The following is a 17,161-nucleotide window of genomic DNA, read 5'->3' as shown; positions in this document are numbered from 1 at the left end:
CCCGCCCGGCGCGTCCGGACGGGTGAGGAGGCCGACGGTCCCGGAAGAGGTGCGGGAGGCTGGCGAAGGTGCCGATGGTGGAGGGCTCAGCGCAGAAGCAGTTGGGCGATGGCGAAGGTGCCGACGACGACGATGAAGGTCCGCAGGGCGGGTGCGGGGAGCCGGCGCCCGACCTTCGCACCGATCTGCCCGCCGATCGCCGAGCCCACGGCGATGAGGAGGACGGCCGTCCAGTCGTAGTCGGCGACGAAGAGGAAGAACAGGGCCGCGATGCTGTTGACGACGGCGGCGAGGACGTTCTTGACGGCGTTCAGACGCTGGAGGGAGTCATCGAGCAGCATGCCCATCAGGGAGAGATAGATGATCCCCTGAGCCGCCGTGAAGTAGCCGCCGTAGACACTGGCGAGGAGGATCCCGCCGAGGAGGACGGAACCGCCGTCGGTCTTGGTGATCGTGCCCGTGCGCGCACGGCGCCGTTGGACGACGGCGGATATGCGGGGCTGCAGCACCACGAGGACCAGCGCCAGCGCGACGAGAACGGGGACGATCGTCTCGAAGGCGGTCGCGGGGAGGGTGAGCAGCAACACCGCTCCGGTGAACCCGCCGACCGACGCGGCGACGCCCAGCCTCAGCACGAGGCGGCGCTGGCCCTCGAGCTCCCTCCGGTAGCCTATGGCGCCGCTGATGGACCCGGGGATCAGCCCGAGGGCGTTGGACACGGTGGCGGTCACCGGTGGCAGCCCGGTGGCGAGCAGCACCGGGAACGTGATCAACGTTCCCGAGCCGACGATCGTGTTGATGGTGCCGGCGCCGACCCCGGCGACGAAGACCGCCAGCGCCTCCCAGATGGACAAGGCCGTCTCCTTCACGATCGGCGAGCCGCCTCCCCGCCCGGAAGGTCGAGGGGCCACACCGATCATGCACGAAGGGCACCCGCCCCCGGCCTACGGGGGCGGGTCAAAGGCCCGCCGCGTGATCGGGGACGTAGATCTGGAGGTCACGTGGCGGGCGTTGGTATCCGGTGGACGGCGGGCGCTCCGGCAGCTCGATGACCGGGGGCGCCACCTCCTGGTAGGGCACGGTGCTCAGCAGGTGGGCGATCATGTTCAGCCGCGCGCTGCGCTTGTCGTCGCTCTCCACGATGTACCACGGAGCCTCGGCGATGTCGGTGTGCACCAGCATCGTGTCCTTGGCACGGGAATAGGCCTCCCAGCGGGTGAGCGACTCCAGGTCCATGGGAGACAGCTTCCAGCGCCGCAGCGGATCCTCCAGCCGTTTGCGGAAGCGCGCCTGCTGCTCGGTGTCGCTCACCGAGAACCAGTACTTGCGCAGCAGGATCCCGTCCTCCACCAGCATCCGCTCGAAGATCGGGCACTGGCGGAGGAAGAGCCGGTACTCCTGCTCCGTGCAGAAGCCCATGACGTGCTCGACGCCGGCGCGGTTGTACCAGGACCGGTCGAACAGAGCGATCTCGCCGGCGGCCGGCAGATGTTCGACGTAGCGCTGGAAGTACCACTGGCCGCGCTGGCGTTCGGTCGGTTTGGGCAGGGCCGCGATCCGCGCCACGCGCGGGTTGAGGTGCTCCGATATCCGTTTGATGGTGCCGCCCTTGCCCGCCGCGTCCCGCCCCTCGAAGACGACGACCAGCCGGGCACCTTCCGCCCGCACCCACTCCTGGAGCTTGACCAGTTCCGTCTGCAGCCGCAGCAGCTCGCTCTCGTACACCGCACGGGACAGCTTCACCGTCTTCTTGTCGGCCATGCCGCCTCCACCGTCCGGTGACCCGTGCCGCCGACGGCCAGGTCACCTCGTCCAGGTCGAGCACCGGAGAACCAGAGCGCCAGAGCGCCACCGTACTGACCGTCGACGGAGCGTGCATCCGGCAGGCCGGCCCGGCTGTGGGCCGCGCCCCGTCCGGCCCGGCGTTCCCGCGCACGCGACCCGCAAGGGCTGCCGCGCTCGCGGTCCCCAGCACCGAACAGCCGCCCTCGGCACCCGCACACCACGCCGGGGCTGGGAGCGCACCGGGTAGACGTGGGCACGGGGAACGCGCACCGGTCCGTGTCGTTGCCCTCCGGTCGTTCCGGGCCCGCGAAGATGGGTTCTCCGGCGGGTGACCCGAGGGCGGAGCGATGTGCTGGAGTGCGGAGGCCGACCTCGTGGCGGGCGTCGGTGTCGCGGCGGTCGGCGCGGCCTGCGTGGCGCGGGCGGACCGCGGCCGTGACCTTCCGCTGGCCGCGCTGCCGCTGCTGCTGGGTGTGCACCAGATGATCGAGGCGGCGGTCTGGGTCTCGGAGGGAGGGACGGGTCCGGCCGTCCTGCTCTGGGCGGTCGTCGCCCTGCCGCTCCTGGCGCTCTGGGTACCGGTGGGCGTGTGGTGTGCCGCCCCGCGCCCCGCGCGGCGCGCACTGATCGTGCCGCTCGCCGCCGGTGCGGTGACGGCGCCGGCCCTCGGGTACGTACTCGTCACGCGCCCGGTGCGGGCGGAGGTCCGCGGGCACACCATCGGATACGTCCTGGACCTGCCGCACGCTCCACTGCTGTCAGTGGGCTACCTGGTGGCCACGGTCGGCGCGCTGCTGCTGTCCGGCGACCGCGGCCTGCGGATGCTGGGCGCTCTGGCCGCCGCGGGCGCGCTCGTCTGCTGGGCCCTGTGGCGGCTGGAGTTCGTCTCGACCTGGTGCGCGTTCGCCGCCCTGTGCTCGCTGGCCCTCTTCGGCTGGGTACGCGGACGCCACCCGGCGCGGACCGGCCCGGGCGGGGCCCGGTGAAGCCCACCGCGCCCGACCCCGCCCCCTCCCGTTCGACGGCGGCGGGACGTACAGTCACCGCGTGACGACCACCACCCCGCCGGTCACCCTCGACGACGTCCGTGCCGCCGCCGAACGGCTCGAAGGCGTCGCCCACCGCACGCCGGTCCTGCGCTCCCGCACCCTGGACGCGCTCGTCGGCGCCGAGGTCCACCTGAAGTGCGAGAACTTCCAGCGGGTGGGCGCCTTCAAGTTCCGCGGCGCCTACAACGCGGCCTCCCGCCTCACCCCCGAGCAGTTGTCCCGGGGCATCGCCGCCTACTCCTCGGGCAACCACGCCCAGGCCGTCGCCCTGGCAGCCCGGGAACTCGGCACCACCGCCGTCATCGTCATGCCCGAGGACGCCCCGCCCTCGAAGCGGGCGGCCACCGAGGCGTACGGCGCTCGGATCGTCACGTACGACCGGTACACCGGCGACCGTGTCGCCGTCGCCGAAGCCCTGGCCGCGGAGCGCGGCCTGGCGATCGTCCCGCCCTACGACCACCCGCACGTCATCGCGGGACAGGGCACAGCTGCACTCGAACTCATCGAAGAAGTGGGGGAGTTGGATGTGCTGCTCACGCCGGTCGGTGGCGGCGGGCTGATCGCCGGAAGCGCCACCGCACTCAAGGGCCTGTACCCCGAGGCGCGGGTGATCGGCGTGGAGCCGGAGGCGGGGGACGACACCAAGCGGTCCCTGGAGGCGGGACATCGCGTGAGCGTCCCGGTACCGCGCACCATCGCCGACGGCCAGGCGCTGCACACACCGGGTGAACTGACCTTCTCCGTCAACCGGCGGCTCCTCGACGGAATCGTCCTGGTCGACGACGACGAGATCAGGGACGCCATGCGGTTCGCCTTCGAGCGCCTGAAGATCGTTCTCGAGCCGAGCGGCGCCACCCCCCTGGCCGCACTGCTCACCGGCCGCGCGGGCCCCCTCCCGCACCGGGTCGGCCTGATCCTCTCCGGCGGAAACGTCGACACCGCGCGCTTCGCCCGGCTCTGCGGCCCTCACGCCTGACCCTCGGCGCCCGCGACCTGCCACACCGGCCTCACTCGACCAGGACGACCTCCAGGGTGCGCGGGCCGTGGACGCCCTCCACCCGGTCGAGTTCGATGTCGCTGGTCGCCGACGGGCCGGAGATCCAGGTGAGCGGGCGGGTCGGGTCGAGGCGTCCGAGGGCGTACGGGACGGAGGGGACGACCTGGGTGGCGCGGACGACGCAGATGTGGTGGTCGGGGACGAGGGTGATACGGCGACGGCCCTGGTCGGGCGAGCCGTCCAGCACGATCGTGCCGGTCTCGGCGACGGCGACCGCGCAGGCGGTGATCACGCTGTCGACCCGGTCCAGCTCGTGCGGGGTGCTCTCCGCCCGGTCCGCGACCCGCGTCACGCCGGTCCGCGCGAGCCAGGCCTCGTCCAGTCCCGGCGGGACGAGGACCGACGACGCGCCGCGCGAGGACAGGAGTCCGGCGACGACCCCGGCCAGACCGGCGGCGTCGGTGCGGTGCACGACCGCCCGGTAGTCGGCCAGGTTCTCGGCGAGGAGGTCCAGCGTCTCCGCGACGGTCCGCTGCCCGTGCTCGCGCAGATACTCCCGGGCGACCGCCTGCTCGTACGGGGTGTCGTCCTTCGGTACGTCCGCGAGGGCGCGCCGCACCCGGCCCAGAATCCGTTCCCTGCTGCTCATTCGGCGGCTCCCTTCACGTCGTTCCCGCCCCGCGTACGCTGCCACCAGTCCCGGAACGGCTCGGCGGGGACCGGTGGAAGGTCCCGTGTCCCGCTCCACGCCCGGCCGGGGCCCGGGAGGGTGCGCGGGTGGAGGCGGCGGGTGCGGGAGGCGAGGCGCTGGCCGGTGCGCAGCGCACCCGGATACGTGAACGCCCAGCGCGCCGCGCGCATCGCCGCACGCTCGGCGGCGTGCCCCTTCGCGGGCCTGAGCACCACCTTGTTGCCGCTCCGGGTGGCCTCGCCGCCCTCCACGACCCGTTCCCGCAGATGCACCAGCACCTCGGGGAGGTCGATGGCGACCGGGCACACCTCGTAGCAGGCCCCGCACAGCGACGAGGCGTACGGCAGGGACGCGTCGATCTCGCTCGCCGTGCCCCGCAGCTGGGGGCTGAGGATGGCACCGATCGGACCCGGATAGACGGAGCCGTAGGCGTGGCCGCCGGCCCGCTCGTAGACCGGGCAGACGTTGAGGCAGGCCGAGCAGCGGATGCAGCGCAGGGCCTGGCGGCCGACCTCGTCGGCGAGGGCGTCGGTGCGGCCGTTGTCCAGCAGCACCAGGTGGAAGGCGCGCGGGCCGTCCGCGTCGGTGGTACCGGTCCACATGGACGTGTACGGGTTCATCCGCTCGGCGGTCGAGGAGCGCGGGAGGGTCTGCAGGAACACCTCCAGGTCCCGCCAGGTCGGCACGACCTTCTCGATGCCGACGACCGAGATCAGCGTCTCGGGCAGGGTCAGGCACATCCGCCCGTTGCCCTCGGACTCGACCACCACCAGGGTGCCGGTCTCGGCGACCAGGAAGTTGGCGCCGGAGATGCCGACCTTGGCGCGCAGGAACTTCTCCCGCAGGTGCAGCCGCGCGGCCTCGGCCAGCTCGGCGGGTGCGTCGGTGAGGCCCTCGGGCGCCGGGCGGCCCCAGCCGCCCATCTCACGGGCGAAGACGTCCCGGATCTCACCGCGGTTGCGGTGGATCGCCGGGACGAGGATGTGCGAGGGCCGGTCCCTGCCCAACTGCACGATCAGCTCGGCCAGGTCGGTCTCGTAGGCGCGGATGCCCGCGGCCTCGAGGGCCTCGTTGAGCTCGATCTCCTGGGTGGCCATCGACTTGACCTTGACGACCTCCGACTCGCCCGTCTCCTTGACGAGTCCGGTCACGATCCGGTTGGCCTCGTCGGCGTCGGCGGCCCAGTGGACGGTGCCGCCCGCGGCGGTCACCGACTCCTCCAACCGCACGAGATGGTGGTCGAGGTGACGGAGCGTGTGGTCCTTGATCCGCTTGCCGGCCTCCCGCAGCTCCGCCCAGTCGGACACCTCCGCGACGGCCTTGGCCCGCTTGGCGCGGATGGTGTGCGTGGCGTGCCGGAGATTGCCGCGCAGGGTGGTGTCGCGCACGGCCTCCCGGGCGGCGCTCGGAAACGCGGGAAACGCGGGCATTCCGACGAACGTTCCACTCATACGGCCGGTTCCTCCTCCGTGCTCGCCAGGATCTCCGCGAGGTGCACCGGCCGCATACCGGTGCGCAGCCTGGTCATCGTCCCCCCGATGTGCATCAGGCAGGAGTTGTCCGCCGCGCACAGCACCTCGGCGCCCGTCGACTCGGCGTTGCGCACCTTGTCGGCGCCCATCGCCGCGGAGACGTCGGGGTTCTTCAGCGCGAACGTGCCGCCGAAGCCGCAGCACTCCTCCGCTCCCGGCAGCTCGACCAGCTCCAGCCCCCGTACGGCCTCCAGGAGGCGCCGGGGCCGCTCGCCGAGCCCCAGGGAGCGCAGCCCGTGGCAGGTGGGGTGATAGGTCACCGTGTGCGGGTAGTACGCGCCGACATCCGTCACATCCAGCACGTCCACGAGGAACTCCGTGAGTTCGTACGTCTTCGGCACCACGGGCGCCAGCATGGCCGCGAGGGCGTCCCCACGTCCCTCCGCACGGGCCCGCTCACCCATCCGCGGATACAGCTCCCGCACCATCGCCCCGCACGACCCGGACGGCGTCACGATCGCCTCGTAGTCCCGGAAGACGTCGGAGAAGTGCTCGGCGAGGGGTTCCGCCTCATGCCGGTATCCGGTGTTGTAGTGCGCCTGTCCGCAACAGGTCTGCGCCATCGGGAAGTCGACCTCGACGCCCAGCCTGGTCAGCAGTTTCACGACGGCGCGCCCGGTGTCCGGATACAGCGTGTCGTTGACGCAGGTCAGGAACAGGGCGACACGCATCGCGGCTCCTTGTGGATCGATCATCGGGTGGATGCAGGGTAGTGCGCGGGCACCGCTCGGGGGAGACCCCCGGTCAGCCCCGGGCGAGCCGGGCGCGAGCGGCCTCCCACCGCCGCGTTCCGCCGCGCGGTTCGTACCGCGTCAGCAGCTGGGTACGGGTGAGCAGGCGCCGCATCCCGGCCAGGTCGCCGGCCGGTCCGCGCACACCGGCCTGGACGAGGACGTTGCCCAGCGCGGCCGCCTCGGTCGGGCCGGCCACCACCGGCAGCCCGCAGGCGTCGGAGGTCAGTTGGCACAGCAGGGCGTTGCGGGTCCCGCCGCCCACGATGTGCACGACGTCGACCGACCGCCCGGCGAGCCGCTGGGCGTCCTCGACCGCGCCGCGGTGCGCGAGGGCGAGCGAGTCGAGGATGCAGCGGGTGATCTCGGCGGGGGAGCCGGGCACCGGCTGCCCCGAGACACGGCAGGCCTCGGCGATCCGCTCCGGCATCCGGCCCGGCGCCAGGAACGCCGCGTCCCCCGCGTCCACCACGGACCGCAGCGCCGGTATCTTCGCCGCTTCCAGGAGCAGAGCCCCCAGGTCCGGATCGCCCCAGGCCTGTACGCACTCCTGGAGCAGCCACAGGCCCATGATGTTGCGCAGGTACCGGACGGTGCCGTCCAGCCCCAGCTCGTTGGTGAAGTTGGCGGCGCGGCTCTTCTCGGTCAGGACCGGCGCGTCCAGTTCGAGACCGGCCAGCGACCAGGTGCCCGTGCAGATGTAGGCGAACCGCTCACCGGTGGCGGGCACGGCGGCCACCGCGGAGGCGGTGTCGTGCGAGCCGACCGCCGTCACCGGGACGGGGCCGGCCAGCCCGGTCTCCTCCAGTACCTCGGGCCGCAGCACTCCTGCTGGATCGCCGGGTTGACGCAGCGGGGCGAACAGGGAGAGATCGACACCCAGCCGCTGTGCGACTCCGTGGGACCAGTCGCGGGTGCGCGGGTCGACCAGCTGCGTGGTCGAGGCGTTGGTCAGCTCCGTGCCCTGCTCACCGGTGAGCCAGTACGTCAGCAGGTCCGGGATCAGCAACAGCCGTCTGGCCTGTGCCAGTTGGGCCGTACCGCGGGCCGCCGTCAGCTGGTACAGGGTGTTGAACGGCGCGTACTGCAGACCGGTCGCCGCGTACAGCTCCTCGGCGGGCACGCTCGCCCACACCTTCTCCGCGACCCCCTCCGTACGGCGGTCGCGGTAGTGCACCGGGTTGCCCAGCAGCGCCCCGTCCGCGTCGAGCAGGCCGTAGTCCACGGCCCAGCTGTCGATGCCGACGGACGCCGGCCCGTCGCCCGCCGCCCGCAGCCCGTCCAGCACTCCGGCGTACAGCCCGAGGATGTCCCAGCGCAGCCCCTCGGGCATACGCACGGGCCGGTTGGGGAAGCGGTGGACCTCGGTCAGCTCCAGGCTGTCGGGGCCGACGCGGCCGACCATGACACGCCCGCTGGACGCGCCGAGGTCGACCGCCGCGTACGGCCGCACGGCGGCGCTCATCGCAGGAACGCGGCGGCGACGCCGGCGTCGACCGGGACGTGCAGGCCCGTGGTGTGCGTGAGGTCCCCACCGGTCAACGCGAAGACGGCGGCCGCGACATGCTCGGGCAGCACCTCCCGCTTCAGCAGTGTGCGCTGTGCGTAGAACTCGCCCAGCTTCTCCTCGGGCACCCCGTACACGGCCGCCCGCTGTGCGCCCCAGCCGCCGGCGAAGATGCCCGAGCCGCGCACCACACCGTCCGGGTTGACCCCGTTGACGCGGATGCCGTGCTCGCCCAACTCGGCGGCGAGGAGCCGTACCTGATGGGCCTGGTCGGCCTTGGTGGCCGCATAGGCGATGTTGTTCGGACCGGCGAACACGGCGTTCTTGGACGCGATGTAGACGATGTCCCCGCCCAGCCCCTGCGCGATCATCACCCGGGCCGCCTCACGGGAGACGAGGAAGGAACCGCGGGCCATGATGTCGTGCTGGAGGTCCCAGTCGCTCGCGGACGTCTCCAGCAGCGGTTTGGAGATGGAGATCCCGGCGTTGTTCACCACCAGGTCGACTCCGCCGAAGGCGAGCACCGCCGCCCGGAAGGCCTCGGCGATCCGCTCCTCCGACGTGACGTCGACGGTCACGGCGACGGCCTTGTCGGATCCGCCCAACTCCTCTGCCACCGCAGCCGCGTTGTCCCCGTTCAGGTCCGCCACGACGACACAGGCTCCCTCGGCCGCCAGGCGTCGCGCGATCGCCTTCCCGATGCCGCTGCCGGCGCCGGTCACCAGCGCCACCCGGGTGGCGAGCGGCTTCGGCTTCGGCATCCGCCGCAACTTGGCCTCCTCCAGGGCCCAGTACTCGATGCGGAACTTCTCCGACTCCTCGATCGGCGCGTAGGCGGAGACCGCCTCGGCGCCGCGCATCACGTTGATCGCGTTGACGTAGAACTCGCCGGCCACGCGCGCGGTCTGCTTGTCCTTGCCGAAGCTGAACATGCCCACGCCGGGAACCAGCACGATCGCCGGGTCGGCCCCGCGCATGGCGGGGGAGTCGGGCAGGGCGTGGCGCGCGTAGTAGGCGGCGTACTCCTCGCGGTAGGCGGCGTGCAGTTCCGCCAGCCGGGCCACGGCCTCGTCCAGGGGGGCCGCCGGCGGCAGATCGAGGACGAGCGGCCGGACCTTGGTGCGCAGGAAGTGGTCGGGGCAGGAGGTGCCCAGCGCGGCCAGCCGCGGGTGCTCGGCACGGGCCAGGAAGTCCAGTACGGCCTCGGAGTCGTCGAAGTGCCCGACCTGCGGCCGGTCCTGCGAGGCGACGGCACGGACGTACGGCGCGAGGGCGGCGGCCCGCTCCCGCCGTTCCCCCTCGGGCAGGGCCTCGTACCCGTCGAGCACCGGCCCGAACGGCTCCGGCCCGCCACGCTCGGCGAGGAACCGTTCGGCGGTGCGGATGATGTGCAGTGAGTTGCGCTCGCACTCCTCGGAGGAGTCGCCCCACGCGGTGATCCCGTGTCCGCCGAGCACGCATCCGACGGCCTGCGGGTTGGCCTCCTTCACGGCGGCGATGTCCAGCCCGAGCTGGAAACCGGGCCGCCGCCACGGCACCCATACGACGGTGTCGCCGAAGCACTCGGCGGTCAGCTTCTCCCCGTCGGCGGCGCAGGCGAGCGCGATCCCGGAGTCGGGATGCAGATGGTCCACGTGCGGGGCCTTCACCAGTCCGTGCATCGCGGTGTCGATGGAGGGAGCCGCACCGCCCTTGCCGTGCAGGCAGTAGTCGAACGCGGCGACCATCTCGTCCTCGCGCTCGACCCCGGGGTAGACGTCGGCGAGCGCCCGCAGCCGGTCCAGCCGCAGCACGGCCAGCCCTTCCGCGGTCAGCGTCCCGAGATCCCCGCCGGACCCCTTGACCCACATCAGCTCCACATCACCCCCGGTGACGGGATCGGTTCCCGTGCCCTTGGCGGAGGTGTTCCCGCCGGCGTAGTTGGTGTTCCGAGGATCGGCACCGAGGCGGTGGGAACGGGAGAGGAGGGCGGCGGCTTCGGGATGGGGAGACATAAATCATCAGTCCTTATCGAACGAGGGGAGGCGGAGCGCCCCGACAGGGGCGCGGGGCTGTGTCGATGTGCGGCTACCGCCGCGCGGGCGCGCTCAACCACATACGGCCCGCAGTCCGCGACGCGCAGGACCAGGCGGACGCCTACGCCCCCCACCCGGCCTGCTGTCCACCAACCCGCTCGGCCACAATCCTCTCCGCCCACCCGGACCGGCGATAGGCGGAAACAGGGTCGGGGTCCAACCCCATCTCCTCCCGCACCTCACGAAGCAACGGCCGCACATCCGTGTTGTACGCGTCCATCAACACGGCATTGGCACCCAGCACATCGCCGGAGGACTGCGCCGCGGCCAACGCCCCCCGATCCACCAGCAGTGCCTTCGCCGTGGCCTCCTGGACGTTCATGACGGAACGAATGATCGCCGGGATCTTCGCCTCGATGTTGTGGCACTGGTCGAGCATGAACGCGGTCTCGGGCGTGAACCCGCCCCCGCGCACCACCTCGTACATGATCCGGAACAGCTGGAAGGGGTCGGCGGAGCCCGCCATCAGGTCGTCGTCGGCGTAGAAGCGCGAGTTGAAGTCGAACCCGCCGAGCTTCCGCTCCCGCAGCAGCGTCGTGACGATGAACTCGATGTTGGTCCCGGGCGCGTGGTGCCCCGTGTCCACCACGACCTGTGCCTTCGGTCCGAGCTTCAGGCAGTGCGCGTACGCGGTGCCCCAGTCCGGGACGTCCGTCGTGTAGAACGCCGGCTCGAAGAACTTGTACTCCAGCAGCATCCGCTGGCCCTCGCCGAGCCGCTCGTAGACCTCCGCGAGCCCCTCGGCGAGCCGGTCCTGCCGGGCACGGATGTCGTCCTGGCCCGGGTAGTTCGTACCGTCGGCGAACCACAGCTTCAGGTCCTTCGACCCGGTCGCGTCCATGATGTCGACGCACTCCAGCAGATGGTCCACGGCCTTGCGGCGCACCGACGCCCGCGGATGGCAGATGCTGCCGAGCCGGTAGTCGTCGTCCTGGAAGGTGTTGGAGTTGATCGTGCCGAGCCGCACACCGCGGTCCTCGGCGTGCTCGGCCAGCGCGGTGTAGTCGTCGACCTTGTCCCACGGGATGTGCAGTGCCACCAAGGGCGCGGCCCCCGTGAACTCGTGCACCTTGGCAGCGTCGTCCAGCTTCTCCTGCGGGGTGCGGGGCACGCCCTGCTGCGCGAACACCTTGAAGCGGGTTCCCGAGTTGCCGTACGCCCATGACGGTGTCTCGACGGCCTGTGTCTTGAGAGCGGCCTTCGCCGCGGCGAGCTCGGTCACGTCAGGGCTCCTGTGACATCGGGTCGTATCGACCACTGAGTGAAACGATTCAGGACGGGAAGCTATGACTCTCCCGAAGGGGTGTCAACCCCTGCGGCCAAGACCGTAATCAGTGATCAGGGTGTGACCTGAGGCTGTCAAAACTTTTTCGATCGGGACCCATTGACGTGACATGCGCCGCACGCCTAACGTCCCGGCAACCCAGTTGAAACCTTTCACGACGTCGCCAGGGCCGTCCCGCCGACGTCGTCGAGGAGCCCTCATGACCCACCCGTCCGACACGGGTCCGGCCCCGGTTCTCGCACTGAGGGACATCTCCAAGTCCTTCGGCGCGGTCCGCGCGCTGCGGGACGTCTCCCTGGAACTGTTCCCCGGCGAGGTGCACGCCCTCGCCGGCGAGAACGGCGCCGGAAAGTCGACCCTCATCAAGACGCTCGCCGGAGTGCACCGGCCGGACGCCGGCCAGGTGCTGCTCGACGGCGAGCCCGTCGTCTTCCACGGTCCGGGCGACGCCCGCGACGCCGGAATCGCCGTGATCTACCAGGAGCCCACGCTCTTCCCCGACCTGTCGATCGCCGAGAACATCTACATGGGCCGGCAGCCCCGACGGGCCCTCGGCCGGATCGACCACAAGGCCACCCGCACCGCGACAGCCGCCCTCATGCGGCGGCTCGGCGTCGAACTCGACCCCGACCGGCCGGCCCGCGGCCTGTCCATCGCCGACCAGCAGATCGTCGAGATCGCCAAGGCCCTCTCCTTCGACGCCCGCGTCCTGATCATGGACGAGCCGACCGCCGCCCTCACCGGCAGCGAGGTCGCCCGTCTCTTCGGCGTCGTGCGCACCCTGCGTGAACAGGGTGCGGCGGTGCTGTTCATCTCCCACCGGCTGGAGGAGATCTTCGAGATCTGCGGGCGGGTCACCACCCTGCGCGACGGCGCCTGGATCGCCAGTGAGCCGCTGGACGGCATGACCGAGGACGACCTGGTGCGCCGCATGGTCGGCCGCGACCTCGAGGAGCTGTACCCCAAGCAGGAGGTGCGCCCCGGCGAGATCGCCCTGAGCGTGCGCCGGCTGACCCGCGAGGGGGTCTTCACCGACGTCTCCTTCGACGTGCGGCGCGGTGAGATCGTCGGCCTCGCCGGACTCGTCGGCGCCGGGCGCACCGAGGTGGCCCGCGCCGTGTTCGGCGTCGACCGCTGGGACGCCGGCGAGGTCGAGGTCGACGGACGCGCGCTCACCAACGGCGCTCCGTCCACCGCCATGGCCGCGGGCCTCGCCCTGGTCCCCGAGGACCGGCGTGCCCAAGGACTGGTGATGGACATGTCCATCGAGCGCAACATCGGCCTCACCGGACTCCGTACGACGGTACGGGCCGGCCTGATGGACCGGGGCGCCGAACGCGACCGCTCCCTGGACTGGGCGGTCAGACTGCACGTCAAGTACGCCCGGATCGCCGACACCGTCAACACCCTCTCCGGCGGCAACCAGCAGAAGGTCGTCCTCGCCAAGTGGCTCGCCACCGGCCCCAAGGTGCTGATCGTGGACGAACCCACCCGCGGTATCGACGTCGGCACCAAGGCCGAGGTCCACCGCCTGCTGTCCCGACTGGCCGCCGACGGCGTCGCCGTGCTGATGATCTCCTCCGACCTGCCCGAGATCCTCGGCATGGCCGACCGCGTGCTGGTGATGCACGAGGGCCGGCTCACCGCCGAGATCCCCCGCACCGACGCCACCGAGGAAACCGTGATGGCCGCAGCCACGGGGAGGGCCGCATGACGGTCGTCAGCCCCGATCCCGCCCCCGTCGCCGAGGCGCCCAGGTCGAGCGGCACCCGGCTGGTCGACCGCGTGTTCAAGATGCGCGAACTCGCCATCCTGCTCGTCTTCCTGGTGATGATCGCCGTCACCCAGGCCGGTAACAGCGAGTTCCTGTCCGAACAGGGCGTCAAGGACCTGCTGCTGAACGCGACCATCCTGGTCTTGGTCGCCACCGGCCAGGCCCTGGTCGTCATCACGCGCAACGTCGACCTGTCCGTCGGCTCCACGCTCGGCATCAGCGCCTTCGCCGCCGGGGCCCACCTCCAGGGCGGCGGGAACCCGGTCGTCGCCGTCGCGCTGGCGGTGCTGCTCGGCATCGGCTTCGGACTGCTCAACGGGCTGCTCGTCAGCCTCGGCCAGGTGCCCGCCCTCGTCGTCACCCTCGGCACGCTCTACATCATCCGCGGCATCGACTCCGTCTGGGTCGGCTCACGCCAGATCACCGCGGCCGATCTCCCGGGCGGATTCGTCGACTTCGGCTCCGGCGGCATCTCGGCCGTGCCCTACCTGGCGCTGATCGCGCTCGCGGTGCTCGTGGCCACGGCGTACTACCTGAAGCACTTCGGCAGCGGACACGAGCTGTACGCGCTCGGCTCCAACCCCGAGGCCGCCCGGCTGGCCGGCATCCCCGTACGCAAGCGGATCCTCGCCGCGTACACCTTCTGCGGAGCCCTCGCCGGACTCGCGGGCGCCCTGTACCTGGCCCGGTTCGGCAACGTCGACTCCGGCACCGGCAGCGGTTACGAACTCACCGTCGTCAGCGCCGTCGTGGTCGGCGGCGTGGTCTTCACCGGCGGTTCCGGCAGCGTCTACGGCGCGGCGCTCGGCGCGCTGCTGCTGACCTCCGTCAACAGTGTGCTGCCCGCCCTCGGCGTCAGCTCCGTGTGGGTGCTCGCCATCAACGGCATCCTGCTCATCCTCGCCATCGCGGTCGACCGGATCGTCGCGCTGCGCGTGGCCACCGCCCTGAAGAAGAGGAACGCCCGCCATGGCTGACTCCGCTCTCGCGCGCGCCGTCCGCCGGTCCCCGTCCGTGCGGTGGGACACGGTCGTGGGCGCCCTGCTCGTCGTGGTCCTGCTGCTGTCCTTCGCGACCGTCGACGGCTTCGGCAACGCGCTCAACCTGTCGTTCCTGATCGGCAACACCCTGCCGATCGCGCTGATCGCCCTGCCCATGACCCTGCTCGTCGTCTCCGGTGAGATCGACCTCTCCGTCGCCTCCACCGCCGGCCTGTCCGGCGCGGTGATGGGTGCCCTGTGGAACCAGGGACTGGCCATCGAGACGATCATCCCGATCTGCCTGCTCATCGGCGTGGTCTGCGGACTGGTCAACGGTCTGCTCGTGACCCGGCTCGGGCTGCCCTCCCTCGCCGTCACCATCGGTACCCTCGCCGCCTACCGCGGCATCGCGCAGATCGTGCTCGGCTCCGACGCGGTGACCGACTTCCCCGCGCAGTACCTGGACTTCGCCGCCGGACGCGTCGGCGACACCTTCGTCCCGTACGCCTTCCTGCCGTTCCTGGTGCTGCTCGCGATCGCCGTGGTCGCGCTGCACGCCACCCCGTTCGGGCGGTCGCTGTTCGCCATCGGGGCCAGTGAGGAGGCCGCCCGGTTCGCCGGCATCCGGGTCAGGCGGCAGAAGCTGCTCCTGTTCACACTGACCGGCCTGATGGCCTCCCTCACCGGGGTCTTCTGGGCCCTGCACTACGCCAGCGCCCGCTACGACAACGCCACCGGCCTCGAACTCTCCGTCGTCGCGGCCGTGTTGCTCGGCGGCATCGACTTCGACGGCGGCAAGGGCACCCTCGGCGGCGCGATCGCGGGCGTCTTCCTGCTCGGCGCGCTGCAGAACGTGATGAGCCTCGTCAACGTCTCCGCCCAGTCGCAGATCGTCGTCACCGGGGTCCTGCTCGTCGTCTCCGTGCTCGGCCCGCGCGTCGCACGGCAGCTCTCCGCCGCTCGCGCCGGACGCCGGGCGGCATCCACCCCACCACCGGTGTCCAGGACACCGACTTCGGCCCCGTGAATCCCCCTCGCCCGTCTCGCCCGTAAGGAATCCACCATGCGCAAGACCTCCCTCAGCCGGACCTGCGCGGTCCTCGCCGCCGTCACCTCCCTCGCCCTGGCCGCCACCGCCTGCGGCGGCACCACCAAGGACGACGTCAAGAACCAGGGCGGCGGCTCGGCGGCCACCGCCGGCAAGGCCGACCCCGACGCGCCCACCAAGAAGGGCCTGACCGTCGGTTTCCTCCCCAAGCAGGTCAACAACCCCTACTTCACCACCGCCGACAAGGGCGGCGAGAAGGCCGTGAGGGAACTGGGCTCCACCTACAAGGAGGTCGGCCCCTCCAGCGCCACCGACACCGCCGGCCAGGTCTCCTACGTCAACACGCTCACCCAGCAGCAGGTCGACGCCATGGCCGTCTCCGCGCAGGACCCCGGCGCGCTGTGCACCGCGCTCAAGCAGGCCATGAAGAACGGCATCAAGGTCGTCACCTACGACTCCGACACCACCGCCGACTGCCGCAACGCCTTCGTCTCGCAGGCCAGCGGCGAGGACCTGGGCCGGACCGAGGTGCAACTGCTCGCCGAACAGATCGACTACAAGGGCGAGATCGCGATCCTGTCCGCCGCGCAGACCGCCACGAACCAGAACGCCTGGATCGAGTTCATGAAGGACGAACTCGAGGACCTCAAGTACAAGGACATCAAGCTGGTCAAGGTCGCCTACGGCAACGACGACGCCCAGCAGTCCTTCCAGCAGACCCAGGGACTGCTCCAGGAGTACCCGGACCTGAAGGGGATCATCTCCCCGACCACCGTCGGCATCAAGGCCGCCGCCCAGTACCTCTCCGGCTCCAAGTACAAGGGCAAGGTCAAGCTGACCGGCCTCGGCACCCCCAACGACATGCGCAAGTACGTCAAGAACGGCACCGTCGAGGCGTTCGAGCTCTGGGACCCGGCGAAGCTCGGCGAACTCGCCGCGCGCACCGCCGTCGCCCTGGCCTCCGGCCAGATCACCGGCAAGGAGGGCGAGACCTTCGAGGCCGGCGCGATGGGCGAGTACACCATCGGCAAGGACGGCGTGATCAACCTCGGCAAGCCCACCGTCTTCAACGCCGAGAACATCGACCAGTTCGACTTCTGATCAGCAACACGTAGGGAAGGAGCGGTACTTCATGCAGCGCGTCTGTTTCCTGCTCAAGGTCCGCCAAGGCAAGCTCGCCGAGTACCGCGAACGCCATGCCGCCGTGTGGCCCGAGATGCGCGAGGCGCTCTCGGCCACCGGCTGGCACAACTACTCGCTCTTCCTGCGCGACGACGGCCTCCTCGTCGGCTACCTCGAGACGGAGGACTTCGAGACCGCCAAGGCCGGCATGGAGGCCACCGACGTCAACGCCCGCTGGCAGACCGAGATGGCCCCCTTCTTCGAATCCCTCGACGGTGCCCGCCCCGACGAGGCGATGCGACCGCTCACCGAAGTCTTCCACCTCGCCTGAGAACGGAGTCCTCCGCGATGAGACGCCGCACCCTGCTGACCGGAGCCGCCCTCAGCGCCGTGACCGGCCCCTTTCCGGCCGGCGCCTTCGCGGCCTTCGGACACATCGACCGGGGGCCGCCGCACGTCGCCGGCTTCCGGCTGCCCGCCCGACCCCGCCCCGACGGCGGCCGCCGCCGGGGCGGGGTCGGGCGGTAATGTGAAGTCCCACCCGCCGCCCTGTGAAGACCCACCCGCCGCCCTGTGAATACCCAC

16 protein-coding genes are annotated in these 17,161 nt (G+C 71.2%); 8 read left to right on the top strand and 8 right to left on the bottom strand.

Annotated elements, in window-relative coordinates; genetic code table 11:
* Positions 1-86 precede the first annotated feature (86 nt).
* On the bottom strand, positions 87-854 hold the full coding sequence (locus DIZ27_RS13965; protein WP_109378698.1) for a sulfite exporter TauE/SafE family protein: 768 nt from the start codon (positions 852-854) through the stop codon (positions 87-89).
* Positions 855-957: 103 nt separating this feature from the next.
* Positions 958-1,761 (bottom strand): polyphosphate kinase 2, encoded by an 804-nt coding sequence (ppk2, locus tag DIZ27_RS13960; RefSeq protein ID WP_109378697.1) that lies wholly within the window; start codon positions 1,759-1,761, stop codon positions 958-960.
* Between the two features lie 371 nt (positions 1,762-2,132).
* Between ppk2 and DIZ27_RS13955 the strand changes: the two genes are divergently transcribed.
* Positions 2,133-2,771, top strand: coding sequence for a DUF6629 family protein (locus tag DIZ27_RS13955; protein ID WP_109378696.1), 639 nt, complete (start codon positions 2,133-2,135; stop codon positions 2,769-2,771).
* 61 nt (positions 2,772-2,832) lie between these two features.
* Entirely contained in the window at positions 2,833-3,810 is a 978-nt protein-coding gene (locus DIZ27_RS13950) for a pyridoxal-phosphate dependent enzyme (protein WP_109378695.1), read from the top strand.
* Between the two features lie 31 nt (positions 3,811-3,841).
* On the opposite strand, the gene DIZ27_RS13945 is transcribed toward DIZ27_RS13950, so the two are convergent.
* From DIZ27_RS13945 to rhaI, 6 genes are all read right to left on the bottom strand, one after another.
* Entirely contained in the window at positions 3,842-4,480 is a 639-nt protein-coding gene (locus DIZ27_RS13945) for a lactate utilization protein C (protein ID WP_109378694.1), read from the bottom strand.
* Positions 4,477-5,973: a LutB/LldF family L-lactate oxidation iron-sulfur protein gene (locus DIZ27_RS13940; RefSeq protein WP_109378693.1), complete on the bottom strand. Its 1,497-nt coding sequence runs from the start codon at positions 5,971-5,973 to the stop codon at positions 4,477-4,479. Before DIZ27_RS13940 ends, DIZ27_RS13945 begins: the two co-directional genes overlap by 4 nt.
* Positions 5,970-6,725 carry a (Fe-S)-binding protein gene (locus DIZ27_RS13935; RefSeq protein WP_109378692.1) on the bottom strand — a complete coding sequence of 252 codons (756 nt, stop codon included), beginning with the start codon at positions 6,723-6,725 and terminating at the stop codon, positions 5,970-5,972. The genes DIZ27_RS13940 and DIZ27_RS13935 overlap by 4 nt, the downstream gene beginning before the upstream one ends.
* Before the next feature lie 73 nt (positions 6,726-6,798).
* A complete protein-coding gene (locus DIZ27_RS13930) occupies positions 6,799-8,250 on the bottom strand; it encodes a rhamnulokinase family protein (RefSeq protein WP_109378691.1) in 1,452 nt (483 codons plus the stop codon).
* Entirely contained in the window at positions 8,247-10,286 is a 2,040-nt protein-coding gene (locus DIZ27_RS13925; RefSeq protein ID WP_109378690.1) for a bifunctional aldolase/short-chain dehydrogenase, read from the bottom strand. The genes DIZ27_RS13930 and DIZ27_RS13925 overlap by 4 nt, the downstream gene beginning before the upstream one ends.
* Positions 10,287-10,428: 142 nt before the next feature.
* Entirely contained in the window at positions 10,429-11,589 is a 1,161-nt protein-coding gene (gene rhaI, locus DIZ27_RS13920; protein ID WP_109378689.1) for an L-rhamnose isomerase, read from the bottom strand.
* 262 nt (positions 11,590-11,851) lie between these two features.
* Between rhaI and DIZ27_RS13915 the strand changes: the two genes are divergently transcribed.
* The 6 genes from DIZ27_RS13915 to DIZ27_RS13890 are packed head-to-tail and all read left to right on the top strand — an operon-like array spanning position 11,852 to position 17,104.
* Positions 11,852-13,366 (top strand): sugar ABC transporter ATP-binding protein, encoded by a 1,515-nt coding sequence (locus DIZ27_RS13915; protein WP_109378688.1) that lies wholly within the window; start codon positions 11,852-11,854, stop codon positions 13,364-13,366.
* Positions 13,363-14,403 carry an ABC transporter permease gene (locus DIZ27_RS13910; RefSeq protein ID WP_109378687.1) on the top strand — a complete coding sequence of 347 codons (1,041 nt, stop codon included), beginning with the start codon at positions 13,363-13,365 and terminating at the stop codon, positions 14,401-14,403. The genes DIZ27_RS13915 and DIZ27_RS13910 overlap by 4 nt, the downstream gene beginning before the upstream one ends.
* Positions 14,396-15,433, top strand: coding sequence for an ABC transporter permease (locus DIZ27_RS13905; protein WP_109378686.1), 1,038 nt, complete (start codon positions 14,396-14,398; stop codon positions 15,431-15,433). Before DIZ27_RS13910 ends, DIZ27_RS13905 begins: the two co-directional genes overlap by 8 nt.
* A 36-nt stretch (positions 15,434-15,469) precedes the next feature.
* Positions 15,470-16,555: a rhamnose ABC transporter substrate-binding protein gene (gene rhaS / locus DIZ27_RS13900; RefSeq protein ID WP_109378685.1), complete on the top strand. Its 1,086-nt coding sequence runs from the start codon at positions 15,470-15,472 to the stop codon at positions 16,553-16,555.
* 31 nt (positions 16,556-16,586) lie between these two features.
* A complete protein-coding gene (locus DIZ27_RS13895) occupies positions 16,587-16,907 on the top strand; it encodes an L-rhamnose mutarotase (RefSeq protein WP_109378684.1) in 321 nt (106 codons plus the stop codon).
* Positions 16,908-16,924: 17 nt separating this feature from the next.
* The gene (locus DIZ27_RS13890) at positions 16,925-17,104 is read left to right on the top strand and encodes a hypothetical protein (RefSeq protein ID WP_109378683.1); all 180 of its coding nucleotides are present in this window, start codon (positions 16,925-16,927) and stop codon (positions 17,102-17,104) included.
* Positions 17,105-17,161: the final 57 nt, after the last annotated feature.

Origin of the sequence: Streptomyces sp. NWU339 (assembly GCF_003143855.1) — a bacterium.
Taxonomy (GTDB): domain Bacteria; phylum Actinomycetota; class Actinomycetes; order Streptomycetales; family Streptomycetaceae; genus Streptomyces.
Note: the sequence above shows the minus strand (reverse complement) of the source record. Positions and strands in the feature narration are given on the sequence as shown.